The 20554-nt window shown below is 43.1% G+C and carries 18 protein-coding genes; 10 read left to right on the forward strand and 8 right to left on the reverse strand.

The window, feature by feature from the left end; translation table 11 throughout:
• Window positions 1–33: 33 nt before the first annotated feature.
• Together H2508_RS13110 and H2508_RS13115 are read right to left on the reverse strand one after the other, a co-directional pair.
• The gene (locus tag H2508_RS13110; protein WP_182174550.1) at window positions 34–783 is read right to left on the reverse strand and encodes a pteridine reductase; all 750 of its coding nucleotides are present in this window, start codon (window positions 781–783) and stop codon (window positions 34–36) included.
• Complete coding sequence (locus H2508_RS13115; protein ID WP_182174553.1) at window positions 776–1996, reverse strand: multifunctional CCA addition/repair protein; 1221 nt, start codon at window positions 1994–1996, stop codon at window positions 776–778. The genes H2508_RS13110 and H2508_RS13115 overlap by 8 nt, the downstream gene beginning before the upstream one ends.
• A 156-nt stretch (window positions 1997–2152) precedes the next feature.
• Between H2508_RS13115 and galE the strand changes: the two genes are divergently transcribed.
• Complete coding sequence (galE, locus tag H2508_RS13120) at window positions 2153–3172, forward strand: UDP-glucose 4-epimerase GalE (RefSeq protein WP_182174556.1); 1020 nt, start codon at window positions 2153–2155, stop codon at window positions 3170–3172.
• Window positions 3173–3185: 13 nt separating this feature from the next.
• Here the strand turns inward: galE and H2508_RS13125 are convergent, their stop codons facing one another.
• The 3 genes from H2508_RS13125 to rsmA are packed head-to-tail and all read right to left on the reverse strand — an operon-like array spanning window position 3186 to window position 5231.
• A complete protein-coding gene (locus H2508_RS13125) occupies window positions 3186–4007 on the reverse strand; it encodes a symmetrical bis(5'-nucleosyl)-tetraphosphatase (RefSeq protein ID WP_182174559.1) in 822 nt (273 codons plus the stop codon).
• An 18-nt stretch (window positions 4008–4025) separates the two neighbouring features.
• Complete coding sequence (gene apaG, locus H2508_RS13130) at window positions 4026–4433, reverse strand: Co2+/Mg2+ efflux protein ApaG (protein ID WP_182174562.1); 408 nt, start codon at window positions 4431–4433, stop codon at window positions 4026–4028.
• 6 nt (window positions 4434–4439) lie between these two features.
• Complete coding sequence (gene rsmA, locus H2508_RS13135) at window positions 4440–5231, reverse strand: 16S rRNA (adenine(1518)-N(6)/adenine(1519)-N(6))-dimethyltransferase RsmA (protein WP_182174565.1); 792 nt, start codon at window positions 5229–5231, stop codon at window positions 4440–4442.
• 115 nt (window positions 5232–5346) lie between these two features.
• Between rsmA and H2508_RS13140 the strand changes: the two genes are divergently transcribed.
• The 3 genes from H2508_RS13140 (at window position 5347) to H2508_RS13150 (ending at window position 8351) form a co-directional block, all read left to right on the forward strand.
• Complete coding sequence (locus tag H2508_RS13140; protein ID WP_182174568.1) at window positions 5347–6126, forward strand: ABC transporter permease; 780 nt, start codon at window positions 5347–5349, stop codon at window positions 6124–6126.
• Window positions 6123–6854: an ABC transporter ATP-binding protein gene (locus H2508_RS13145; protein ID WP_235965343.1), complete on the forward strand. Its 732-nt coding sequence runs from the start codon at window positions 6123–6125 to the stop codon at window positions 6852–6854. The genes H2508_RS13140 and H2508_RS13145 overlap by 4 nt, the downstream gene beginning before the upstream one ends.
• Before the next feature lie 312 nt (window positions 6855–7166).
• Window positions 7167–8351 carry an oligosaccharide flippase family protein gene (locus H2508_RS13150; RefSeq protein ID WP_182174571.1) on the forward strand — a complete coding sequence of 395 codons (1185 nt, stop codon included), beginning with the start codon at window positions 7167–7169 and terminating at the stop codon, window positions 8349–8351.
• Window positions 8352–8596: 245 nt separating this feature from the next.
• Here the strand turns inward: H2508_RS13150 and H2508_RS13155 are convergent, their stop codons facing one another.
• Window positions 8597–9475: a glycosyltransferase family 25 protein gene (locus tag H2508_RS13155; protein WP_182174574.1), complete on the reverse strand. Its 879-nt coding sequence runs from the start codon at window positions 9473–9475 to the stop codon at window positions 8597–8599.
• Window positions 9476–10098: 623 nt separating this feature from the next.
• Here H2508_RS13155 and gmd point away from each other — a divergent pair.
• The 3 genes from gmd (at window position 10099) to H2508_RS13170 (ending at window position 13133) form a co-directional block, all read left to right on the forward strand.
• On the forward strand, window positions 10099–11223 hold the full coding sequence (gene gmd, locus H2508_RS13160; protein ID WP_182174577.1) for a GDP-mannose 4,6-dehydratase: 1125 nt from the start codon (window positions 10099–10101) through the stop codon (window positions 11221–11223).
• A 156-nt stretch (window positions 11224–11379) separates the two neighbouring features.
• Window positions 11380–12342, forward strand: a complete 963-nt coding sequence (fcl, locus tag H2508_RS13165; protein WP_182174581.1) for a GDP-L-fucose synthase — start codon at window positions 11380–11382, stop codon at window positions 12340–12342.
• Between the two features lie 83 nt (window positions 12343–12425).
• Window positions 12426–13133: a glycosyltransferase gene (locus H2508_RS13170; RefSeq protein WP_182174584.1), complete on the forward strand. Its 708-nt coding sequence runs from the start codon at window positions 12426–12428 to the stop codon at window positions 13131–13133.
• 71 nt (window positions 13134–13204) lie between these two features.
• Here H2508_RS13170 and H2508_RS13175 read toward each other — a convergent pair whose 3' ends face one another.
• Window positions 13205–14389, reverse strand: a complete 1185-nt coding sequence (locus tag H2508_RS13175; RefSeq protein ID WP_182174587.1) for a hypothetical protein — start codon at window positions 14387–14389, stop codon at window positions 13205–13207.
• 55 nt (window positions 14390–14444) lie between these two features.
• On the reverse strand, window positions 14445–15833 hold the full coding sequence (locus H2508_RS13180; RefSeq protein WP_182174590.1) for a D-glucuronyl C5-epimerase family protein: 1389 nt from the start codon (window positions 15831–15833) through the stop codon (window positions 14445–14447).
• Window positions 15834–16022: 189 nt separating this feature from the next.
• Between H2508_RS13180 and H2508_RS13185 the strand changes: the two genes are divergently transcribed.
• The 3 genes from H2508_RS13185 to H2508_RS13195 all read left to right on the forward strand — a co-directional run bounded on the left by H2508_RS13185 (window position 16023) and on the right by H2508_RS13195 (window position 20457).
• Window positions 16023–17447 (forward strand): hypothetical protein, encoded by a 1425-nt coding sequence (locus H2508_RS13185; RefSeq protein ID WP_182174603.1) that lies wholly within the window; start codon window positions 16023–16025, stop codon window positions 17445–17447.
• Window positions 17448–17557: 110 nt separating this feature from the next.
• On the forward strand, window positions 17558–18937 hold the full coding sequence (locus tag H2508_RS13190) for a sugar transferase (RefSeq protein WP_182174605.1): 1380 nt from the start codon (window positions 17558–17560) through the stop codon (window positions 18935–18937).
• 188 nt (window positions 18938–19125) lie between these two features.
• Entirely contained in the window at window positions 19126–20457 is a 1332-nt protein-coding gene (locus H2508_RS13195; RefSeq protein WP_182174608.1) for an O-antigen ligase family protein, read from the forward strand.
• Window positions 20458–20554: the final 97 nt, after the last annotated feature.

Here is a 20554-nt window from a genome sequence, read left to right on the forward strand (position 1 = left end):
GTCTAGGACACCTACTCAAGCCTGTTTGCGCTATTACTGCGAACCCGGCTGTGCCAGCCCCAAGCCACCATCCACAGCTAGAATTTGACCGGTGATAAAGGGTGCCTCTTCGGCAAAAAATGCCACAGTGCGAGCAATATCCTCAGGCTCGCCTCTGCGCAAGAGTGGCGTACTGCTAAGGATCTTTTCTCGCATACTGGCATCGTAGCTGTCAGCGTCTTCAGGCCACAAAATCGCGCCAGGTGAAATGCCATTAACCCGTATTTTGGGGCCTAGCTCTAGAGCGAGGCTGCGGGTCAGTGAGGAGAGACCCGCTTTAGCTGCGCAGTAAGCATTGTAGTGCTGTAGTGGGCGTTCACTGTGAATATCAATCAAGTTCACAATACTGCCAGAGCCGGCGCGCAAGGCTGGCAGTAGTGCCTGAATTAGAAAATAGGGCCCCTTAAGATTAGAGCTGAGCATGGCATCAAATAGAGCTTCGCTGCAGTCCTCAATTGGGCTGGCTTCAAAGCCGGAGGCATTATTCACCAGTAGCTCGAGCTCTGGGTGTCGCGCTAAAAATTTCTGCCCCAGCTCAGTGATGGATTGCATATTGGCGAGGTCTGCCTGCCAGAGCTGGCAAGACTCAGGACGCTGGGCATTGAGCTCTGCAGCTAAGCCTTCGGCGGCTTGTGCGGAGTGACGGTAATGCAGGGCGATATCAAAACCCCGCTGATGCAGGTGGCGGCAGATAGCGGCGCCGATACGCTGTGCGCCGCCGGTGACTAGGGCTAATTTAGACATTGCGTAGAGCGTCCAGCAGGCGGGTTTGTTCGGCGGTGATGGCTTCGCCTAGGGCTTTGCCACTGATGCCTTGGTCCTTGAATGATTCGGCGCTCACCGATTGCGCCACGGTGAGTGCGTGGCGCAAATAATCTGCTTGCGGGTAGGGCTCGTGTTCCAGTCCCAGCCTGCCCCTAGCATCTGCTTCGCAGGCGAGTAAAAACCACTCAAATTCTTGTGGCTGACGCAGGGCACCAGTGGCGCGAAACAATTTTAGTAGGGTTTTACCACGCAGCTCCCGAGCGCGATGACAGAGTAAATGAAATTCACAGACCTTGAGGGCAAGGTCCCGGTGGCGATTAGGTACTTTGAGGCGCTTACAGACGGCTTTTACTAAGGCTAAGCCACGGCTCTCGTGAGCAATGTGGCGAGGCCATTCTGCTTTAGGGGTGATGCCTTTGCCCAGGTCGTGTAATAGGGCGGCAAAGCGAACTTCGCTCTGCTTCGATAAGAGCGCAGCTTGTTGTAATACCATCAAGGTGTGAATGCCGGTGTCGACCTCTGGGTGATGCTTGGCATTCTGAGGTACCCCAAATAAGGCTTCCACCTCAGGTAGTAGTGCAGCTAAAGCGTCACAATCACGCAGCACCTCGATGAATACTTCCGGGCTCTGTTCTCCCAGCGCTTTATTCATTTCTACCCAAATACGCTCTGGCGCTAAGTGAGCCAGCTCGCTCTCTGCCACAATACGTTTCATTAGCGCTAGCGTTTCTTCGGCTACGCTAAAGCCTAAGTGAGCGTAACGCGCGGCAAAGCGGGCCACTCGCAAGACGCGTAAGGGATCTTCTACAAAGGCATCTGAGACATGGCGCAATAGTTTCGCTTCAATATCGCGCGCCCCACCGTAGGGGTCGATTAACTCACCATCGAGCGTCTGGGCCATGGCATTAATCGTGAGGTCGCGGCGCTGCAGATCTTCCTCGAGGGTCACATCTGGGTCGTAGTGCAGTTCAAAACCCGTATAACCATGGCCTTGTTTGCGCTCGGTGCGAGCGAGGGCGTACTCCTCTTTAGTTCGGGGGTGGAGGAAGACCGGAAAATCTTTGCCCACCTGCTGGTAGCCCTGCTCCAGCAGTTCCTGCGGTCGAGCGCCCACGACTACCCAGTCGCGCTCGACAAAGGGGTAGTTAAGCAGTGTGTCGCGTACCGCGCCACCGACCAGATAGATTTGCATGACTTAAAGCCTCGATAAATACCGCTTGGCACTGTAGAGCCCTTTGGCGCTCAGCTCAAGCAGGTGTCGTTCATGCCATGATTTTGGACATAATTTGCACCCTAGGCGCTCCCTAGGCAAACTAGCCACCCTTCAATACGGCCCAGTAAAACTCCTATGTCTAAGACTATTTTAGTGACCGGCGGTGCCGGTTTTATTGGCTCTCATACCTGTGTGGCCCTGATCGAAGCGGGTTACCAGCCATTGGTGCTGGATAACTTCAGCAATAGCAATAAAGAGGTTTTTAATCGCCTAGAGTCGATCACAGGGCAGCGCATCAATTACCTAGAAGGCGACATTTGTGAGCGCCAGACCCTCGATGCGCTGTTTGCTGAGCACGCAATAGCAGCAGTGATCCACTTTGCTGGCCTGAAGGCGGTGGGTGAGTCGGTTGAGCAGCCTTTAAAGTATTATCGTAATAATGTCAGCGGTACTATCACTCTGCTTGAGGCGATGGCAGATGCTGGAGTAGAGAGCTTAGTCTTTTCATCATCGGCGACAGTCTACGGCGATCCTGCTAGTAATCCTATTCGCGAAGACTTTCCCCGCTCGGCCACTAACCCCTATGGCCAAAGCAAACTGACCATCGAGCACATACTGGCTGATTTGCACATTGCTAAGCCAGCTATGCGTATTGCCAGCTTGCGTTACTTTAATCCGGTGGGCGCCCACCCCTCTGGTTTGATTGGTGAAGATCCGCAGGGTATTCCCAACAATTTAGTGCCTTATATCGCGCAAGTGGCGGTGGGGCGACGCGAGACCTTAAGCGTCTTTGGTGGCGATTACCCCACCGCAGATGGCACCGGCGTGCGGGATTACATTCACGTGATGGATCTCGCGGAAGGGCACGTGGCAGCGCTGCGCTACTTAGAAAAAAATCAGGGTTTAATCAATGTGAACTTGGGTACCGGCCAGGGCGTCAGTGTGCTGGAAATGGTGGCAGCTTTTGAGCGCGCCAGTGCTCAGCCGGTGGCCTATAAAATCGTGGAGCGACGGCCGGGTGATGTCGCCCAGTGCTACGCCGATGCCAGTTTAGCTGCCGAGGCGCTGCAGTGGCAGGCACACCGTGACTTAGATGACATGTGCAGAGATGCCTGGCGCTGGCAGTCTGCAAACCCTCAGGGCTACCGCGAGTAACTAATACTAAATCTTAGTTCGCAGCTCTTCCGTTTTTACACTGGCAGCGTGTCCATACACCGGTTTCTAGGCAGTAAAGTGAGAGAGCGCCGTCCCACACGCAGCCAGTATCCAGGCCGATAGCATTGGGGCCATCGGTTTTGCCTTCCAGTGCTGCCCAGTGGCCAAACAGGATGCGGTCGTTGGCTGTTTTGCGTTTCGCATGGCTGAACCAGGCATCGACCTTCTTGCCGCTGTTGGGGGAGGCGCCTTTGCTGCTAAGGTCTAGTTCGCCATTTTTGCTGCAAAAGCGCATGCGCGTGAAGTAGTTGGTGATCAGTCGCAGCCGCGGCATGCCACTGAGCTCATCGGACCACATGGCTGGCTCATTGCCGTACATTTTGCGGAAAAAGTCAGTACAGGCAGGGCTTTGCAGTACAGACTCCACCTCCCGTGATCGAGCCAAGGCATCTTCCACACTCCACTGGGGAGGGATACCAGCGTGCACCATAGTAAAGCCATTTTCGTGGTGCACCAGTGGTCGGTGGAGCAGCCAGTTGAGCATGATGTCTCGGTCAGGCGCCGCTAGAATTTTATCCAGTGTGTCGCTGTGGTGGGGCGCTCGTGTACCCGCCGAAACAGCTAATAAGTGCAGGTCGTGATTACCTAAAACCAGTTCCAGGTTGTCGCGCATATCATAGAGAAAACGCAGCGTTTTTAAGCACTTAGGCCCTCGGTTAACGATGTCCCCCACGGACCAGAGCTTGTCTTTGTCTGGGTTGAACTGCACCTGTTTGAGTAGGCACTTGAGGGGCTGCAAGCATCCCTGAATATCGCCGACAGCGTAAGTAGCCACCTTGCCTCCTTTTGAGCTTTAGTGCAGTGCGGTGGGGGTGTGCAGGGTGAAGGCGGGGATAGCCACGTCAAAGGCAGGTTGCGTACTTGGCTCGGTCTGAGCTTCATCCGCCACAATCATGGTGTAAGAGCCTTTCATATGGCCAACAGGGGTCGATAAGGTGGCACCACTGGTGTAGCGAAAATGTGTGCCGGGCTCGATTAGCGGTTGCTCACCCACTACACCGTCGCCGCGCACTTCCTGCACCTTGTCATTGGCATCAGTAATCAACCAGTGTCGAGAAAGCAGCTGCACTGTTAGTTCACTATCGTTGTGAATAGTGATGGTATAGGCAAAAGTATACTGATTATCCTCAGGTCGTGAGTGGCTAGGTAGATAGGTGGTGAATACCTGAACCCGCACCAGCTCTGAGTTTAATGGCTTCACAGTTGTTTATCCGTCGATGGCATTGCTAATGTGGATGAAGTCTATCAGTTCTAGTGTCTCTGAACGGCAGCCCGGGTCAAGCCCCAATGATTCAATGCCATCACTATCCAAAATACCCTTCAAATTATTGCGCAAAGTTTTACGGCGCTGGGCAAAGGCGGCCTGAACCACACGCTTGAGTTGAGCGGGGTCACAGTGCGGCCAGGGGGATTCTTGCCGAGGCACTAGGCGCACAATCGCAGACTGCACCTTAGGTGGCGGAAAGAATGCGCTGGGAGGTACATCAAACAGGTGTTCCACCTCACAGAGATACTGCGCCATGATACCCAGGCGTCCCCAGAGCTTGCTACCCGGGCTGGCGGCCAAACGCTGTACCACCTCGTACTGCAGCATAAAGTGCATGTCCTGAATCAGTGGCGCGAACTCCAGCAACCTAAAAATCAGTGGGGTGGAGATGTTATAGGGCAGGTTGCCGACAATGCGCAGTGGGATATCCCCCGAACTCAGGCTGGCAAAGTCGAATTTAAGGGCATCGGCGCTATGCAGTTTGAACTTAGGATAGATGCTAAAAGCCGCTAGCAGGCCAGCGGTCAGATCGCGATCAAGCTCCACCACATCCATGCGGCACTGACTGGTGATTAAAGCCTCAGTCAGCGCCCCCTGACCAGGGCCAATCTCCACCAAGTGCTGATCCTCCTGAGGGTGGATGGCATCTGCGATGCGGCCGATGATGGCTTCGTCTTGCAGAAAGTTCTGGCCGAAGCGTTTGCGTGGGGTGTGGAGTTTGGGTTTTGTCATGGCGCTATTGTACTCGGGTATTACTCTAAAATTGTATATCCTCCCACGACGAAATAGCTTTCTGTTAGAATTTGCACACTTTTCATAGTGAACTCCAATACTGGTCCCTACTTTGATGCCACTAGCGCAATACTTTCGCTTGGTTGATATCCAAGCACGCATGTTACTTAAAGCCGATGCGTCCAAGTTCACCTTGGGCTACTTATGGTGGTTTATTGAACCTATGCTGTGGGTGGCCATGTTCTACGTGGTGTTTAATGTGATATTGGACTCACCTAGAAGTGGTCCGGACTTTCTAGTGTTTCTAGCCACCGGTAAACTGGCTTTTATTTGGTTCTCAAAGACCGTCAATCAAGCATCTAATAGCATTGTGGCAAGTCACGGTTTAGTTGCACGAATTAACGTGCCGAAATCACTGTTTCCAATGTCCGCAGTACAAGAGAGTTGTTACAAACAAATCACTATTTATGCTCTTCTTGCGGTCATCCTGTGGTTTTTTGGCTATACCCCAACATCTAAATGGCTGTGGATGGTGCCAGTGGTATTAGTGTTTTACCTTATGATTGTGGCCTGTTCTTTAATTGGTGCGTTTTTGGTTTGTATGCTGCGCGACTTTGCTAAGGTTATTCCATTGGGCATGACCTTTTTGCTGTTCTCATCTGGGATATTTTGGGATGTTCGGGAGATTGGGGATCCTGAGAAAATTGACATTGTACTCACTGTAAATCCGATGGCTTATATGTTGGATGCTCATCGGCAGGTATTGATGTATGGCAACGCTCCAGACTTGAATCACCTGTTACAAATAGCTTTGGGGTCGATTTTTTTAGTAATTGTCATGATCGGGTTGATGCGACGTTATAGCCAACTACTAGCGCTAAAGGTGTTGACATGAGTGGGCAGAACGAAAGTGGGCGTTCTGTGATGCTTGAGTTAGATCAAGTAACACTGAACTATCAATCTAGTAAAGGTACTTTCGACGACGGTGTTCACCATGTGCTGGACCGTGTTTCGCTTCAACTGTATGAAAATGAAACTCTGGGCATTATAGGGCGTAACGGAGTTGGAAAGACCACAACGCTCCGAATTATGGCTGGTATATTAGCTCCAACAAGCGGCTCGGTCAGTATTCGTCCAGGTAAAACTGCGTCTCTGCTCTCTCTAGGACTTGGCTTTAAAAACGATCTTTCCGGCCGTGATAATGCGATGCTGGCGGCTATGCTACAGGGAGCGAGTAAAAAGTTAGCCAAAACATATCTTGAAAGCATTAAAGAGTTTTCCGAGCTGGGAGACTCATTTGAAGAGCCAGTTAAGACCTATTCATCAGGAATGCGCTCGCGCCTTGGTTTTACTACAGCTCTGATGACGCATGTGGATATATTGCTAATCGATGAAGTACTAAGTGTTGGGGATGCCCAATTTAAACAGAAAGCTCAAGCAGCAATGAAAGAGCGAATTCAGGGGGAGCAAACCGTGGTGTTTGTATCTCACTCAGATGCGCAAATTCAGAGCTTATGTGATCGGGTAATCTGGCTTGAGAGTGGGAAGGTATGTGCTCAGGGAGAAGTGGGATCTGTGCTACAGGAATATAGAGAATCAATTAATCGAGCGAGTCTGGCGTGACTAGTAAAATGAAATTTACAAAATTTCCAATGTGTTTGGGTTATATCTGAATTGCGATTTCGTAATTTGAGTTACTTAAATATTTTAAACAGAAAAGAAGATTAGTTAGGTTTTCACGATGGGTGTAAAAGCTCGGACGAGACGTATGTAGATAAAAAAATGTTTAGTGACTGTGATTGATAAAGATTAAGCTAAAAATGTGAGTCTTCGAGTTTATTTAAGTGCCACTAAGCTAAGACATAAATAAGTGAAGTTAAAAATAATAAGCCAAAATTGATGTCGCAAAAATTGTTATATAAAGAGCTCAGTAAAATGTCATTGGTTATGCTGCCAATGATTCTTACACCGGCATTTAATATGGTCTTTACGATCATGGTGGCAAGAGAGGTCTCTTTATCTGTTTATGGGGTTTTCTCATATGTGATGACATTGATTTATTTGGTTATTGGTTTTTCAGATCTGGGTTTGCGAGATTATTTTTTAAGTAAAAAAGGAAAAGATAAAGATTACTCAAGTGCAAGCACGCTAGCCTCTTTTACAAGTGTAAACTTTATTATATTAGCCATAGTCTTATGTTCTTATCTGAGTGAAGAAGAGAACTCTAGTTACAAATTAATATTCATCTCATTGCTAGCAGAAGCCTTTGCAATGGCTGTCATACATAAGTCAATTTATTATGTATATCAGTCGGCTAATAAGCTCTCTAACTTTTCAAAAATAGATGCTATTTTAAGAGTTTTGCCCATTACAACGAAGATGGTATTTTTTGTTGTAGCAGGTCATTTAGTAGAAGCACTGTTAGTGGGATCAATGGTGGCGCTACTTATATATAGCCTGTGGTTTTTAAAAATAGTTAACTATAAAGAGATAAAAAATAAAGCCAGGAATATAAAATATGACTTTAAGATTTTAATACGAGACTGGAAAGAATGGAGCCTATTTACATTGTCATTCTTTTCGTATTTCTTATACTTTGGTGCAGATAAGCTAGTTATTAAATACATTGTAGGGGTCGATGGTTTAGCAATATATGCAGCAGCAATGAGCTTCATGGCAATAGGGCAAATAGTAGTTGGAGTATTGTGGTCTTTGTATATGCCGAGGTTGTCTAGGGGTGAGCAGTTATGGGGTTACAAGAGGTTTGTATTGGGGTTGGTGGCCGCTGGATTGTTAGTGGCATGTTTTTTTCAGGTGTTTTCATCGATTGTTTTTAAATGCCTTTATCCAGAAAGTTATGACTATGCAGGTTATATACTTTCTATTTCTTCTTTGTATTTTCTTTTTAGAATGCCGAATGTTATTTTAGAAATATACTGTGTCATTGATGATGAATATGAGCGTTTCGTAAAGTTGAGGCTTTGCTTAGGCGTACTGTCAATAATTTTATCTGTGTTGATAATACCTAGCGTCGGTGTAATTGGTGCTTCATACGCACTGGTTTTATCTGAAATGTTGTTGACAATTTCGTTGCTAATAGGTCGCAAGCACCTAAGATAGGAAGATTGTTGCTTGTCATTTTCATAGATTAACATGAGGCATGCACGACTTTGTTTTTCAAAAAATAAATGCTTTTAGGGTAAGGGTATTGACAGTTGTTATGAGGTGGCCTCATTTTAAATAAATTTATTAGATTAAAAAACTATATTAATAACTATGCGCCAATAAAAGTTAAGAAAAGTGAATTAGCTCGATGATCGAGAAGGCAGAAGTGCTTAACTGTAAATATTATAGAAAGCTGTCTGCTAAAATAGTCTTTTGTAAGGCAGTACGCTATAGACGAGTGCTAAAACTCTTCGGCAGAGTTGTCTAGTTATAAGGGCAGCTGTATTGGCAATTGAGTTAAAAATGGCGGATTTTTCTATACTGTATTTATCACTATAGAAAGTAAAATTGCTTTCTGATTGTCGTGCGAGCGAAGGGTCTATCTGAGTAAATAAGGCTGGTTGTGCAATGAGCAGCTTACACTTGGTCGTATTCATAATAAAGCGCCAATCGTCAGCTAGGATGACAGTATCATGGGTAACATCTTGGTATTTAATCGCAGCGCTTTTGCTAATGATATAAGCGTGTGAACGCCATATTTCAGATGTCTTGTCTGCCAAGTCAAAGAGCTGCAAGCCAGGTACATTAATAGTCTTTTTAGATATTCGCCTTAACAAGGGTAACTTCAGCTGTTCGGGCCTGACACCTAGATGCAGGATGTAAGTGTGGCCTGAGTAGGCGGCTTCTGATAAACAACTAGCGAGATCTGCCAGTTGTTTAAAGGCTCTGGGGTTGCTGGGGATAACGTCATCTTCAAAGATGATTAGTTGAGAGGGTGAGTTTTGCTTAGTAAACCACTTAATAATTTGTGAATGTGAAAAGAAGCAACCTAGTTCGGCTGGGATAGGTGGGCGTTTATAGGTATTTTTGAAATCAAAGTACTCTTTGCGAGTCCGTAGATCACATGCAGAGATATTTCTCATATCGCAAGCAGGCCAATAATACTCGACTAGCTCTGAATCAAAACCTCTTTTAATTAATGTAGACCTGCGATTACTGGCGTCGTCAAGAGATACGATAGCCACCGGGACGTCATCAACTTTTAAATTACTTTTAGTCCAAGGGACAAGATTGACCATACTTAAGGTATCCGCCCACAACTTATGGTGTTAGGTTGTGGGAAAAAATCTCTGCTAGTTAATATTGCGATTAATAATTATCTAATACTATGAAGTAAAAGCTTTTAGCTAACAAGAACATTCTGTCTACCATAGAATCATTTAAAGCATACGTGGAACCATAAGTATTTTCAAAGGTTAGATAGATTGCGCGTACTTACATCAGGGTAGTAGTGAGTTGTAGGCATTATCATTTAAAGCTAGTGAATAATAATGTGCTTGATTAGGTCCCATCAAAAAGATGAAGTATAGTGCTTGAGGTATAGGGCAATTCAGTAAAAGGTTAGTGCTTAAATTTTTAGAGAGTAATGTTAAATTCGAGTAGTAGGGGCAGTAGTGGTTCTGGGGATACGATGAAAAGGAAGGTTTTAATTAAAAATCTAACAAAATATCAGAAGAGTATTTCGACTAGCGGTGGTCTGTGAAATCTTGACTGAGTCATTACATGGTGTCTGAGGTTGATCAGATATCCGTATATGTGAAATTATATCACTCATGAATCCTATCGATAGGGCACAGGCAATTATGCCAACTGAAATGCCAATAACTGACGAATTATTAGTTGATAGTGAGAAATTATTATAATGAAAAAAGCATTAATAACTGGTGTAACTGGTCAGGATGGGGCATACCTTGCAGAGCTTCTCTTAGATAAAGGTTATGAGGTTCATGGTATTAAACGACGCGCCTCAGCACTTAATACCCAGCGAATAGATCATATTTATCAGGATCCCCATGTAAATAATGCAAATTTTGTGTTGCATTATGGTGACTTGACAGATGCATCAAGTATTACGCGCATTGTCAAAAAGGTGGAGCCAGACGAAGTTTATAATTTAGGTGCTCAATCACATGTGGCAGTTTCTTTTGAGTTACCAGAATATACAGCTGACGTAAACGCTATGGGCACGCTTCGTTTATTAGAGGCTATACGTTTATTAGGGTTCGAAAACAAAACTAAATTTTATCAAGCATCAACATCTGAACTTTATGGCTTGGTACAAGAAAAGCCACAAAAAGAAAATACCCCTTTTTATCCGCGGTCTCCTTACGCGGTTGCAAAGCTTTATGCTTATTGGATTACGATTAACTATCGTGAATCCTATGGACTATTTGCTTGCAATGGGTTGTTATTTAATCATGAGTCACCGAAAAGAGGTGAAACTTTCGTAACACGTAAAATTACACGAGGCTTATGCAATATTGCTCAAGGTTTAGAGAGTCATTTGTACATGGGTAATATTGATGCTTTGCGTGATTGGGGCCATGCAAAAGACTATGTGCGGATGCAGTGGCTGATGCTGCAACAAGAGAAGCCTGAAGACTATGTTATTGCTACTGGAGTGCAAAACACAGTTAGGCAGTTTATTGTTTGGTCGGCACAGGAGCTGGGTATTACATTGCGGTTTGAAGGCGAAGGAATTGATGAAGTTGGCATTGTGGAAAAAATTGAAGGCGATAATGCGCCGGCACTTAATGTGGGTGATGTAATTATAAAAATTGATCCGCGATACTTCAGGCCAGCTGAAGTGGAGTCATTATTAGGTGACTCGAGTAAAGCAAAAAATAGCTTAGGATGGATGCCTGAGATTACGGTTCAAGATATTTGCACAGAAATGGTTCGTGAAGACCTACAAATTGCTAAGCGTCATTCGTTATTGAAAAAGCACGGATATGAGCTCCCTGTGGCAAGAGAAAGCAGTAAATAATATTGGAGTGGTGCTGATGAGCTCAAGTACAGGTAATTATGCCTGAGAGGCCTGAACTGTAATTGATGGGAGCAACTCCCTGCGATCATAATGGCAGGTGAGAAGTTGAGATTACTGCCTAATGTTCGGCTATGTGTTTGATTGGATAAATGTACGATGAGTGTGAAAATCTTCGTCGCAGGTCATCATGGTATGGTTGGCTCTGCTTTGACAAAAGAATTGTATAAGAATTCAGCTAATGTCTTGGTTACTGCTGATCGTGAGGAGCTTGATTTAACTTGTCAGGAAGCTGTTGTAGATTTTTTTAACCAACATCACTTTGATCAGGTGTATTTAGCGGCAGCAAAAGTAGGTGGAATACACGCAAATAATACCTATCCCGCGGAGTTCATTTATGAAAATCTAATGATTGAGGCAAATGTCATCCATGCTGCTCACATGAATGATGTACAAAAACTGCTGTTTTTAGGTTCTTCATGTATTTATCCAGTACTTGCGGATCAGCCAATTGTCGAAGAGGCTTTGCTGACAGGAGGTTTAGAGCCAACTAACGAGCCTTATGCCATTGCTAAAATTGCAGGGATAAAGCTCTGCGAAAGTTATAACAGGCAATATGGCAGGGATTATCGAAGTGTAATGCCTACGAATTTATATGGTGAAAATGATAACTTTCACCCTGTGAATAGTCATGTGATACCTGCCCTTATTCGACGTTTTCATGAAGCGGCAAAAAGTAATATTAAAGAGGTTATTGTCTGGGGGACGGGGATGCCTAGACGTGAATTTCTTCACGTCAATGATATGGCTTCTGCTGGTGTCTATATCATGAATGTAAAAGAGTCGATTTATAAAAAAAATACTAAACCTATGTTATCTCATATTAATGTCGGAACGGGTATTGATTATTCTATAAAAGAGTTAGCTGAAATTTTATCAGAGATAACAGGATTCCATGGTGATATTGTCTATGACTCCACAAAGCCTGATGGAGCTCCTCGTAAACTAATGGATGTGAGTCGTCTTACAGGTTTAGGTTGGATTCCGAGTATTGAATTAAAAGAAGGTTTACAGAAAACCTATGACTGGTTTTGTAAAAACGAAGAGCTGCTCCGATTATAATATTAAATAAAAGATTACCGTAATTTTATAAGATGTTATGATCGATGTCATAAAAAGTAAAAAGTGCTAATTAAGTTGTTCTTATGATAAGTATTATCACTGCGACATATAATTCTGAGCGAAGCATAAAAAGACTTGTTAATTCGATAAACTCGCAAACGAATAAGTCATTTGAGTGGATTATTGTTGATAATAAATCCAGTGATTCGACTCTAGATATTGTTAAGGGGCTAACTAATGTGCAATATAAGATTATCTCGGAAAGTGATTTTGGTATTTATGATGCTATTAATAAAGGTATCAAAGCATCAAGATACAACTATTATTTAGTTGTAGGTTCGGATGATGAGCTATTTATTAATGCGGTAGAAAAATTTTCTGCCTCTATTTCAGATCACCCTGATGCCGTAACTGCAAAGCTTTATTTTGGTAAAAAAATAATGGGTGTTAGAGGAGGGAGCTCTTTAATAAATAAGCAGTTTAAATACTTTTCAGCTCACTCAGTTTCTACTATCTTCAAAAAGGAACTGCACAATTCACTAGGTTATTACTCAAGCTCTTTTCCGATTGCGGCTGATCAGCTCTTTATGCTTAAGATTGCAAATACTCCAGGTGCAAATATTAAAGTAATTGACGATGTAGTAGGTAGATTTAATTTGGGTGGTGTGAGTAGTTCTGATTATCTTGGTACACTAACAGAAAGCCTACGTATACAGTTAAAGTTTGAAAAAAAATATTTATGTCTTCTACTTTATATATTTAAGTTAATAAAAAATATAAAAAAAATTTAGTTGTGTAGTGTGAAATGCTTCATTATGCTTTTCTACCTATTAATAGAAAATAGCTTCGCAGTAAAAATAGATTAATGTATGCGATAAAGTGTACCTAGCTCATCGCTGTCCACTATAGTGGCCTTAAGTTCTCGATTTTCTTGTTTAAGAAATTTATTAGATTTGGAATATTCAATCGAACTATGTTCTCCAAGCACAAGAATGTAGTCACCAATTTTAGCGTGACGACCAACGGGTATTTGATTGCCGAGATTAAATATATTTGTTGGTAGAAGATAGTACTGAAGTTTAAGGCGTTGATAATTATGCCCTTTAGAGTTGTGAACAATAAAAAGCCTATCTTCTTTTTGAAAAGATATTTTATTTTTAATACGCTCGGAGTATTTGTAAAGAGCTGAATCACTCTCGCTATAACGCTTTTCCTTATAGCTGAGGCCAGAGTATTGGCTATAGGTTTGACGCGCTTGATAAGTAAGTTGCAGTTGCCAAACTAAGTCTAGAGCCGCCCAAGGAATTATTAATAGAAAAATATAATGTGTAGGCACAACACGAATAGGCAGAATTAGTAGGTAGACAAACGCTGTAAGGGCCCACAAGGCAGTGAATACAGTAGGTGAATTAAGTTGAGATTTGGTCAACCACTTCAAGCTATTTATTGAAGAGTGGTTCCAGGGTTTAAAGCTGAGCCACTCGCTTCTTAAAACACGTAAAACATTGAGGGTTGTGGGTGCTTCAGCTCTGATATCTTTTATTGACAGTGTTTGATCTCTAAGGTCTCCATACACATCTAGGCCAACTTCAGTAATTATGCCGTTCCACTCTTGATTATCAGACAGGTCTACGTATGTTGTGCCAATGAGGCTCGGGTTTATCTTTGTGTAATTTAATTTTTGATTGCCTCCTCTTAGCTTCCAAACTAAGTAAGTGGTAACTCCCGAGTGTGCACCGTGTATATTAAGTGCTACAACTGGGTAATTATCTGCGTTAAAGTTTGAATAACTAATAATTAGTCCTCGACCATCATCAAGCTTATCCAGACTGTTGCCCTTTGCTGTCGGTGTTGGTTTGCCGATAACTACCCTAAATCGATCAACGAATATATTTGCAGGATTATTGGTAGAGGTAGATAGGTTGGTAAAGTCAATATTTGAGTGTAGCTTGTAAAGATGCGGTATAAGAAGCAGGCTGGTTAAAAAACTAATAACAGCAGCAAAAAGTACGCCTGCAATCGAAGAGAGCCAATGCGGTTTAAGCATGGTAGTGAAAGGCTAGCGTGTGATTTGAAATTATGGGCATTGATTGCGGTACGCGCTATTTAGATGAGTTGCATGTCGAATAGCACAAGGTATTGGTAAGCAATTTGAGCTCTAGTGACATGTCGTAGTGTAAATTTATTTCACGTAATGCAATGATATCTGCGTCTTCCGGTTTTTGAAAAGTTATTCTAGCTCCATCTATACTATTGTGCGGCTCGGCAAGTTCTATTATATGTACTAATGATTTGAAGTGACGAGTTGCAAAATTTGTGCGGCTTTTAATTCGGTGGGGTGCAGGTATCCAGTTGTTATTGTTTTTGATCTCAATTAATAAGCTCTTTTCGAGCAGTTTTTGCCCTGTTGTCACAAGGACAAGCTCAGTTAGATTTTCAGCCTTGCGTCGTAACTGTATGTCTAGAACAGCTGGAAATTTATTCGTGCTCCAGTAAGTTCCATAAGTCCAGTTGCCGTCATTTAGATTGTCTGGGCCGTGTTTAACTGGTTCAATGGAGTGATTTGCACTTATCGATTCAAACTTATTGGGTATGCCGTAGACCTTGGAGTCACCAAAATCCTGGGCAAGATAACGGTTAGCGGTTGATAGAAATATAGGTTCCTGTGTTGATTCATATAGCCAAAGTAATTGAGCTATATGTAGGTGATGATATTTACCTCCGGTAGCAGAGGCAATCCCATGCCTTATTTCGGGATGGTTGGATTGGCTGTAAAAGCTATTGAAGCCGGCATCAAAGCTAGTAATTAGCTTTGAAAGCGATACTGTTGATTTATTAAAAAGCTGTAATGCCTCTTCGTCTTTCGTATATTTAGCGTAGTCCCATAGACCAGCAATCGCAAAAATATGACCGTTAAGTACGTGTCTTTCTGGAGTAGATGGATACTCATCAAACCAGATTTCCCCAGCCCAGTCTGTTAAAACTCCCCCAGCAGATATATTTCTGTTGAGCGAAGTAAGGATTTGTTTGGCCATCTCTAAATACTTAGTGTCACCAGTGAGTGAGTGCGCTTCGATCATAACAGACAGTCCAAAGCCCTGACTCATGGCTGAGAGCCATTGCTGTGGTAATACATAGTCTGAGCCTGTTAATGGGTCCTTGGTCCACCAGCCTCCGATGCCATTGCGCACCTCGAAATTATCAACTAGCCATTCGAGCAACTCATTAAATCTTTTTTTACTAATTTCATTGCCCGTTTTGAAATAGTTCTTGTAGTACTCTAGCGCTGTTTGAGTGATTTGGATTGGGTAGTAAATCAACTGGCCATTATAATTCAGTTGTGGCACTTCATTCTTATCGAGCGTCTGGCTCTGAAACTTTTTAACATTTCCAGAAACGAGCGGGTAGGGATCTGCAAGTAAATGGGGTGATGTGGCCCATGTTTTGGTCGAAAATAATAGGCCAGCTGCAAGGAGTAAAATGAGGCGCATGTGCATTCAATTATAAGCGGTATTAATAATATATGTGAGCAAATTATAACGCTTCGATGGTCCTTTTGGTATGCTTCCTGCTTAAGCAACGAGCTATATTTTTGTGCCTTTATCCTTGAGTGTGGTAGGTGGCAAAGTGCTGACGCCCGATTTCTTATTATTAACGCATGATCTATTAGAAGTGATTCTATGCCTAGTGTGTATCCTCTAGTTGCGCTTTTATTGCCTTGGCTTATTGGTTCTTTGTTGATGGCGAGGTTGTTGGCATCGAGTAAAGCAAATAATTGCTACCTAACCCTAGGGCATGGATATTTTTTGGGTGTCTTTTTGGTTACTGCAATCCTTAGATTGCTTGATGGCTTAAATTGGTCAGTTGATTTTTATACTGTTGTGGCTTTTCTAGTAGCTTTAGGTGGAGCTGCTTTAATACCATTACAAAAGTCCTTCAATGACAAGTCTGAGGTAAACACGACGGTAAAGGTTAGTGGTGGAGAGAAGGCCATAATCGTGATATTAATTGGGTTGATAGCCCTGCGTTATGGAACAATTTTAATAGAAGTGCTAGAGCGGCCTCTTTATCCTTGGGATGCATGGATGAATTGGGCGCCAAAAGCTGTTGTTTGGTTTCACAATGGTGAGATATCAACTTTTGTAAGCCCCAGTTCTTGGCTAAATATAAGCAATGAAATAGTTTACACGCTAGGTAACTATTCCTCCTCAACATATCCGGAGTCAGTGCCACTTCTTTATTGGTGGATGATGATGGCAGGGCAGTCAGATTCTAGCCCTGCGATACTTGTGCCTTGGGTTTTGGCACCAATTGCTTTAGGCTTTTCCCTTTATGGGTATTTACGTGTCAAAGGGGTGGGCCCATTTCTAGCTGTTGTAGCTGTTTACATGCTGGTCAATACACCATTTGTGAATGTGCATAGTGCACTGGCAGGTTATGCAGACATCTGGATGGCTGCCGTCTTTAGCTTGGCGTTATTTTCTCTGGGGGCCTTTGAGGATACCGGTGAGGTTCGATGGCTCGTCTTGTGTATCATGTGGTGTATTGTTTGTGGGACGGTGAAAAAGCCGGGAATAGTTTTAGGCTTGATAGTGATAGCAGGGTTGGCTAGGGCAGTTTTTAAGCCTCGGCTGTTGAAGGAGCTTACGGTAGTTGCTTTTTCTTTTAGTGCCTTTTTAGTAGCGCTTATTTTAGGTGTAAAGTTCGTTGTGCCTAGTCTCGGGACGTTTCAATTGGACCTGTCTACAATATCAGTCTCTAAGATCGGAGCTATAAGGCTTGGTTTTGACGATGTGGGAGAGGCAGCAATAGCGACATTGTTTGGCATGTTGAATTGGAATATAACCTTTTATCTAGTAGTGGTAGTCATGGTTTTTGCGGCAATCTTAATGAGAGATTTGAGACCTAACAATGCGCAGCTTGTTGTGGGCTTCGTAGTTCTCTTTTTGGCATTTATTTACAGCTTTACTCACTATTCATTACAGCTAAAAGACTACACGACGTTTAATAGAACCGTTTTGTATGTTCTGCCATCAATAATTTACTTGCTCTCGATTACAGTGCATGGCCTCCTTATTAGGTTATCAGATCGGCAAATCAAATAAATACATCATCTGAGAAATAGATATTGTTGACTTATGCTGCTTTAGCGAATGCACAAGACAGGCGGCATTATAGAACATGAGGCACGCAGTGAAAGAGGTTACTAGACAGAATGTGGCGTAAGCAGTCATCTGACTTGGTAAAGTTTTTTATAGCACTGCTAGATGTGGGCTTGATAACAAGTGCATTTTATATAGCTTATTGGGCTCGTTTTGGCAGCTTTCAGGGCGTTACTGAGTTCATTTGGCTTTGCTATTTTTCTGCACCGATAACTTTAATTTTGCTACTGCGCTACCGGGTCTTGACGGGATTTCGATATCAGAGTTTATCTAGGATATCTGTTTCTACGCTCTTGGCTTTTATTATGTCTGGGCTCATTTGCTCGACTATACTCTACCTTACAAAAACGGCGGAATATAGCCGGCTTGTTTTCGGTTATTACTTTTCGCTGGCGACACTTTTTGTATTGCTAGAAAAAATCCTCGTGAAGAAACTATTTGAACGCTACTTGCGCAATGGGGGAATGAATATACGTGTTGCTATGCTTGGTTTTGGAAGCAAGTTTGAAAGTGTAGCTGCTAGTATTGCAGGTAATAAGGAGTGGGGAGTTCGAGCTGTTTTAAGCTTAGATATACGAGATGAAAGTGTTAAATCTTTAGTAAATAAAATCCGTAAGTCGATTATTGACGAAGTCTATATTATATATCCGCGAGCAGCTAATTATGATGGTCAGGTTGATAAGCTGATAGCAGGTATTGAGAAATTAGGAATTCCTATCAGGGTGGCATCAAACTATGATGAACTACAGGGTTACTATGGGCAGTATTTTAGCAATATAGCTAAAGTTCCCGCTGTATTACTTGCACCTTATAATCTAGATCCGGATCAGGTGATAATAAAAAGGCTAGTTGACATTGTGGGGGCTTTAGTAGGTCTTGCTATTTTGTTTCTTATTCTGCCTATAGTGGCTTTGTCTATTAAGCTGAGCTCACCGGGTCCAGTGTTTTTTAGCCAAGTACGGGTGGGGAAGTCAGGCCGTCATTTTAAGATATATAAGTTTCGGAGTATGTATATTGACGCCGAAGAACGTAAAGCTGAGCTTACGCAATTCAATGTTCATGAGGGGCATATATTCAAAATGGATGACGACCCTCGAATAACACCTGTGGGGCGCTTTCTTAGAAAATATAGTATTGATGAAGTGCCACAATTTTGGAATGTGTTGATAGGGGATATGTCTTTAGTGGGCACGCGTCCTCCAACTAAGGATGAGGTGGCTGGCTACGAAGACCATCATTTTCGTCGCATTAGTATAAAACCTGGAATTACAGGACTTTGGCAAGTTAGCGGGCGCAATGATATTACCGACTTTGATGATGTCGTGGCTCTAGATGTCGAGTACATACGAAACTGGGGGCTTCTAAGTGATATGAAAATAATACTGCGTACTATAACGACAGTATTGTTTCCAAAGAGTGGCAGTCGGCTTTGATGAAATAGATAAAACTAAACATAATAACAAGTATAGAATAATATGAATAAAACGCAGATAGTGCAGTTGTGGGGGGAGATTTGGCGTTCATAAACAGTCATCATAAGCAGTCATCCGTAATTCTTTTTTTATTGTTACCTGGCCTATTTCTATCAGATATAGCGTATGGGCTGTTGCAGCTATATGGCGTGCAGACTTTTTTCTCTCCAGGAGAGATTACAAGAGGTGGCTTGCTGGTTGTGGCAACGATTTTTATGATATTAAAAAGTAAACTGTGGTTAAGTTCATATAATATTTTTCTTGCCGTACTCTGTATTTTGCTTTTGGTGAGTGTGTTAATAGCGCCAAATTTTCCTGATAGTTTACTATTTGATATTAAGGCTGCAGCGCGGGTCCTTTATGGCCCTTTTGTTGTTTTAGTTTTTCTGGCCTTAATTAAGCACTACGATGTTAGTGCTGAACGACTTTTGTTTTATGTTGAAATATCTTTCTACCTCATCGGAATTTCTCTTCTAATTCAGTCTTTCTTTGATATTGGCAAAGACACCTATGGTAGCTATGCCTATGGCTTCAAAGGTTTATTTAAACCCCAAAACGACATCGGCTTATCTTCAGCGATAACTTTGGCAGCAGCCCTGTATGGCAATCTTGTTAAGCCAAGTTTTGTTCGCCTAATAATGCTTTGTTTAGCAATGCTTGGTGTGGTCGGTATGGGTACGCGGACTGCGATGGCGGCTCCCGTCGTGGTGATGATGGCAATTATACTAGTTGTTTTGATCGCTCGAATCGCTAGTTTTGAGAGGAGCGGTAGGCCTTTAAGAATTTATCCCAAGACTTTTTTTCTTATTATTATTTTCCCACTGTTTGCTACATTTTACTCTTATAGTCTTGCGACGGGCGTTTCGATAGTGCCTAGTTTTCTTGATGATGTTTTTCATAATGAAGCAGAGGCGTTATTCCCTTCGGGAGCTAAAAATACTAATGTTTCGAACATAAACACCGATCCTATTACTACTACCAAGGCTCGCGGTACCGCCAAGCCCCGCGCAACTGAATATCAAAAAATGAAAATGGAGCGAACAGCTAAAGGGGTCGTCTATCGGAAAGATCTTCTTGATGGCGCAGTCAAGTATACAAGCCAAAGGCCCATTGCCTATGACTTTTTTGGAGAAGGGGCCTATTCTTTTCGTAGTAATGTCGCTAAACAGTGGCCTAACTTCGCGTGGGGAAAGCAAAAGTATGTGGAGATGGACTGGTTCGACCTGTATGGCGAATATGGGGTACTGTTTTCTATTCTTCTCACTTTGTTTTACTTTTACTTTCTACTACTTGCTGTTTTCTATTTTTTTACTAGTAAAAAAGTAGAATTTGGGGTGTTTGCCTTAATGTTCGGCTTGTATATTGCGCACTCTTTGATAGCCGGTCATGCAATGAATAGTCCAATGGTTTCCACATTAATAGCTGCCATCATCGGTTTTTTACTTTTTTTCCGTTCCAGTATGGAAAAAATCGAAACTTAAATATTACTTCAACTTTTTCCCTTGGGTGTTTTTGGTCCGGTTCTCTTTATTAGGACGCAGTTCAGGTACTGCCTCACCTCTCTAATTAGTATTAATT

Source organism: Sediminihaliea albiluteola (assembly GCF_014077625.1).
Classification (GTDB): Bacteria; Pseudomonadota; Gammaproteobacteria; order Pseudomonadales; family Halieaceae; genus Sediminihaliea; species Sediminihaliea albiluteola.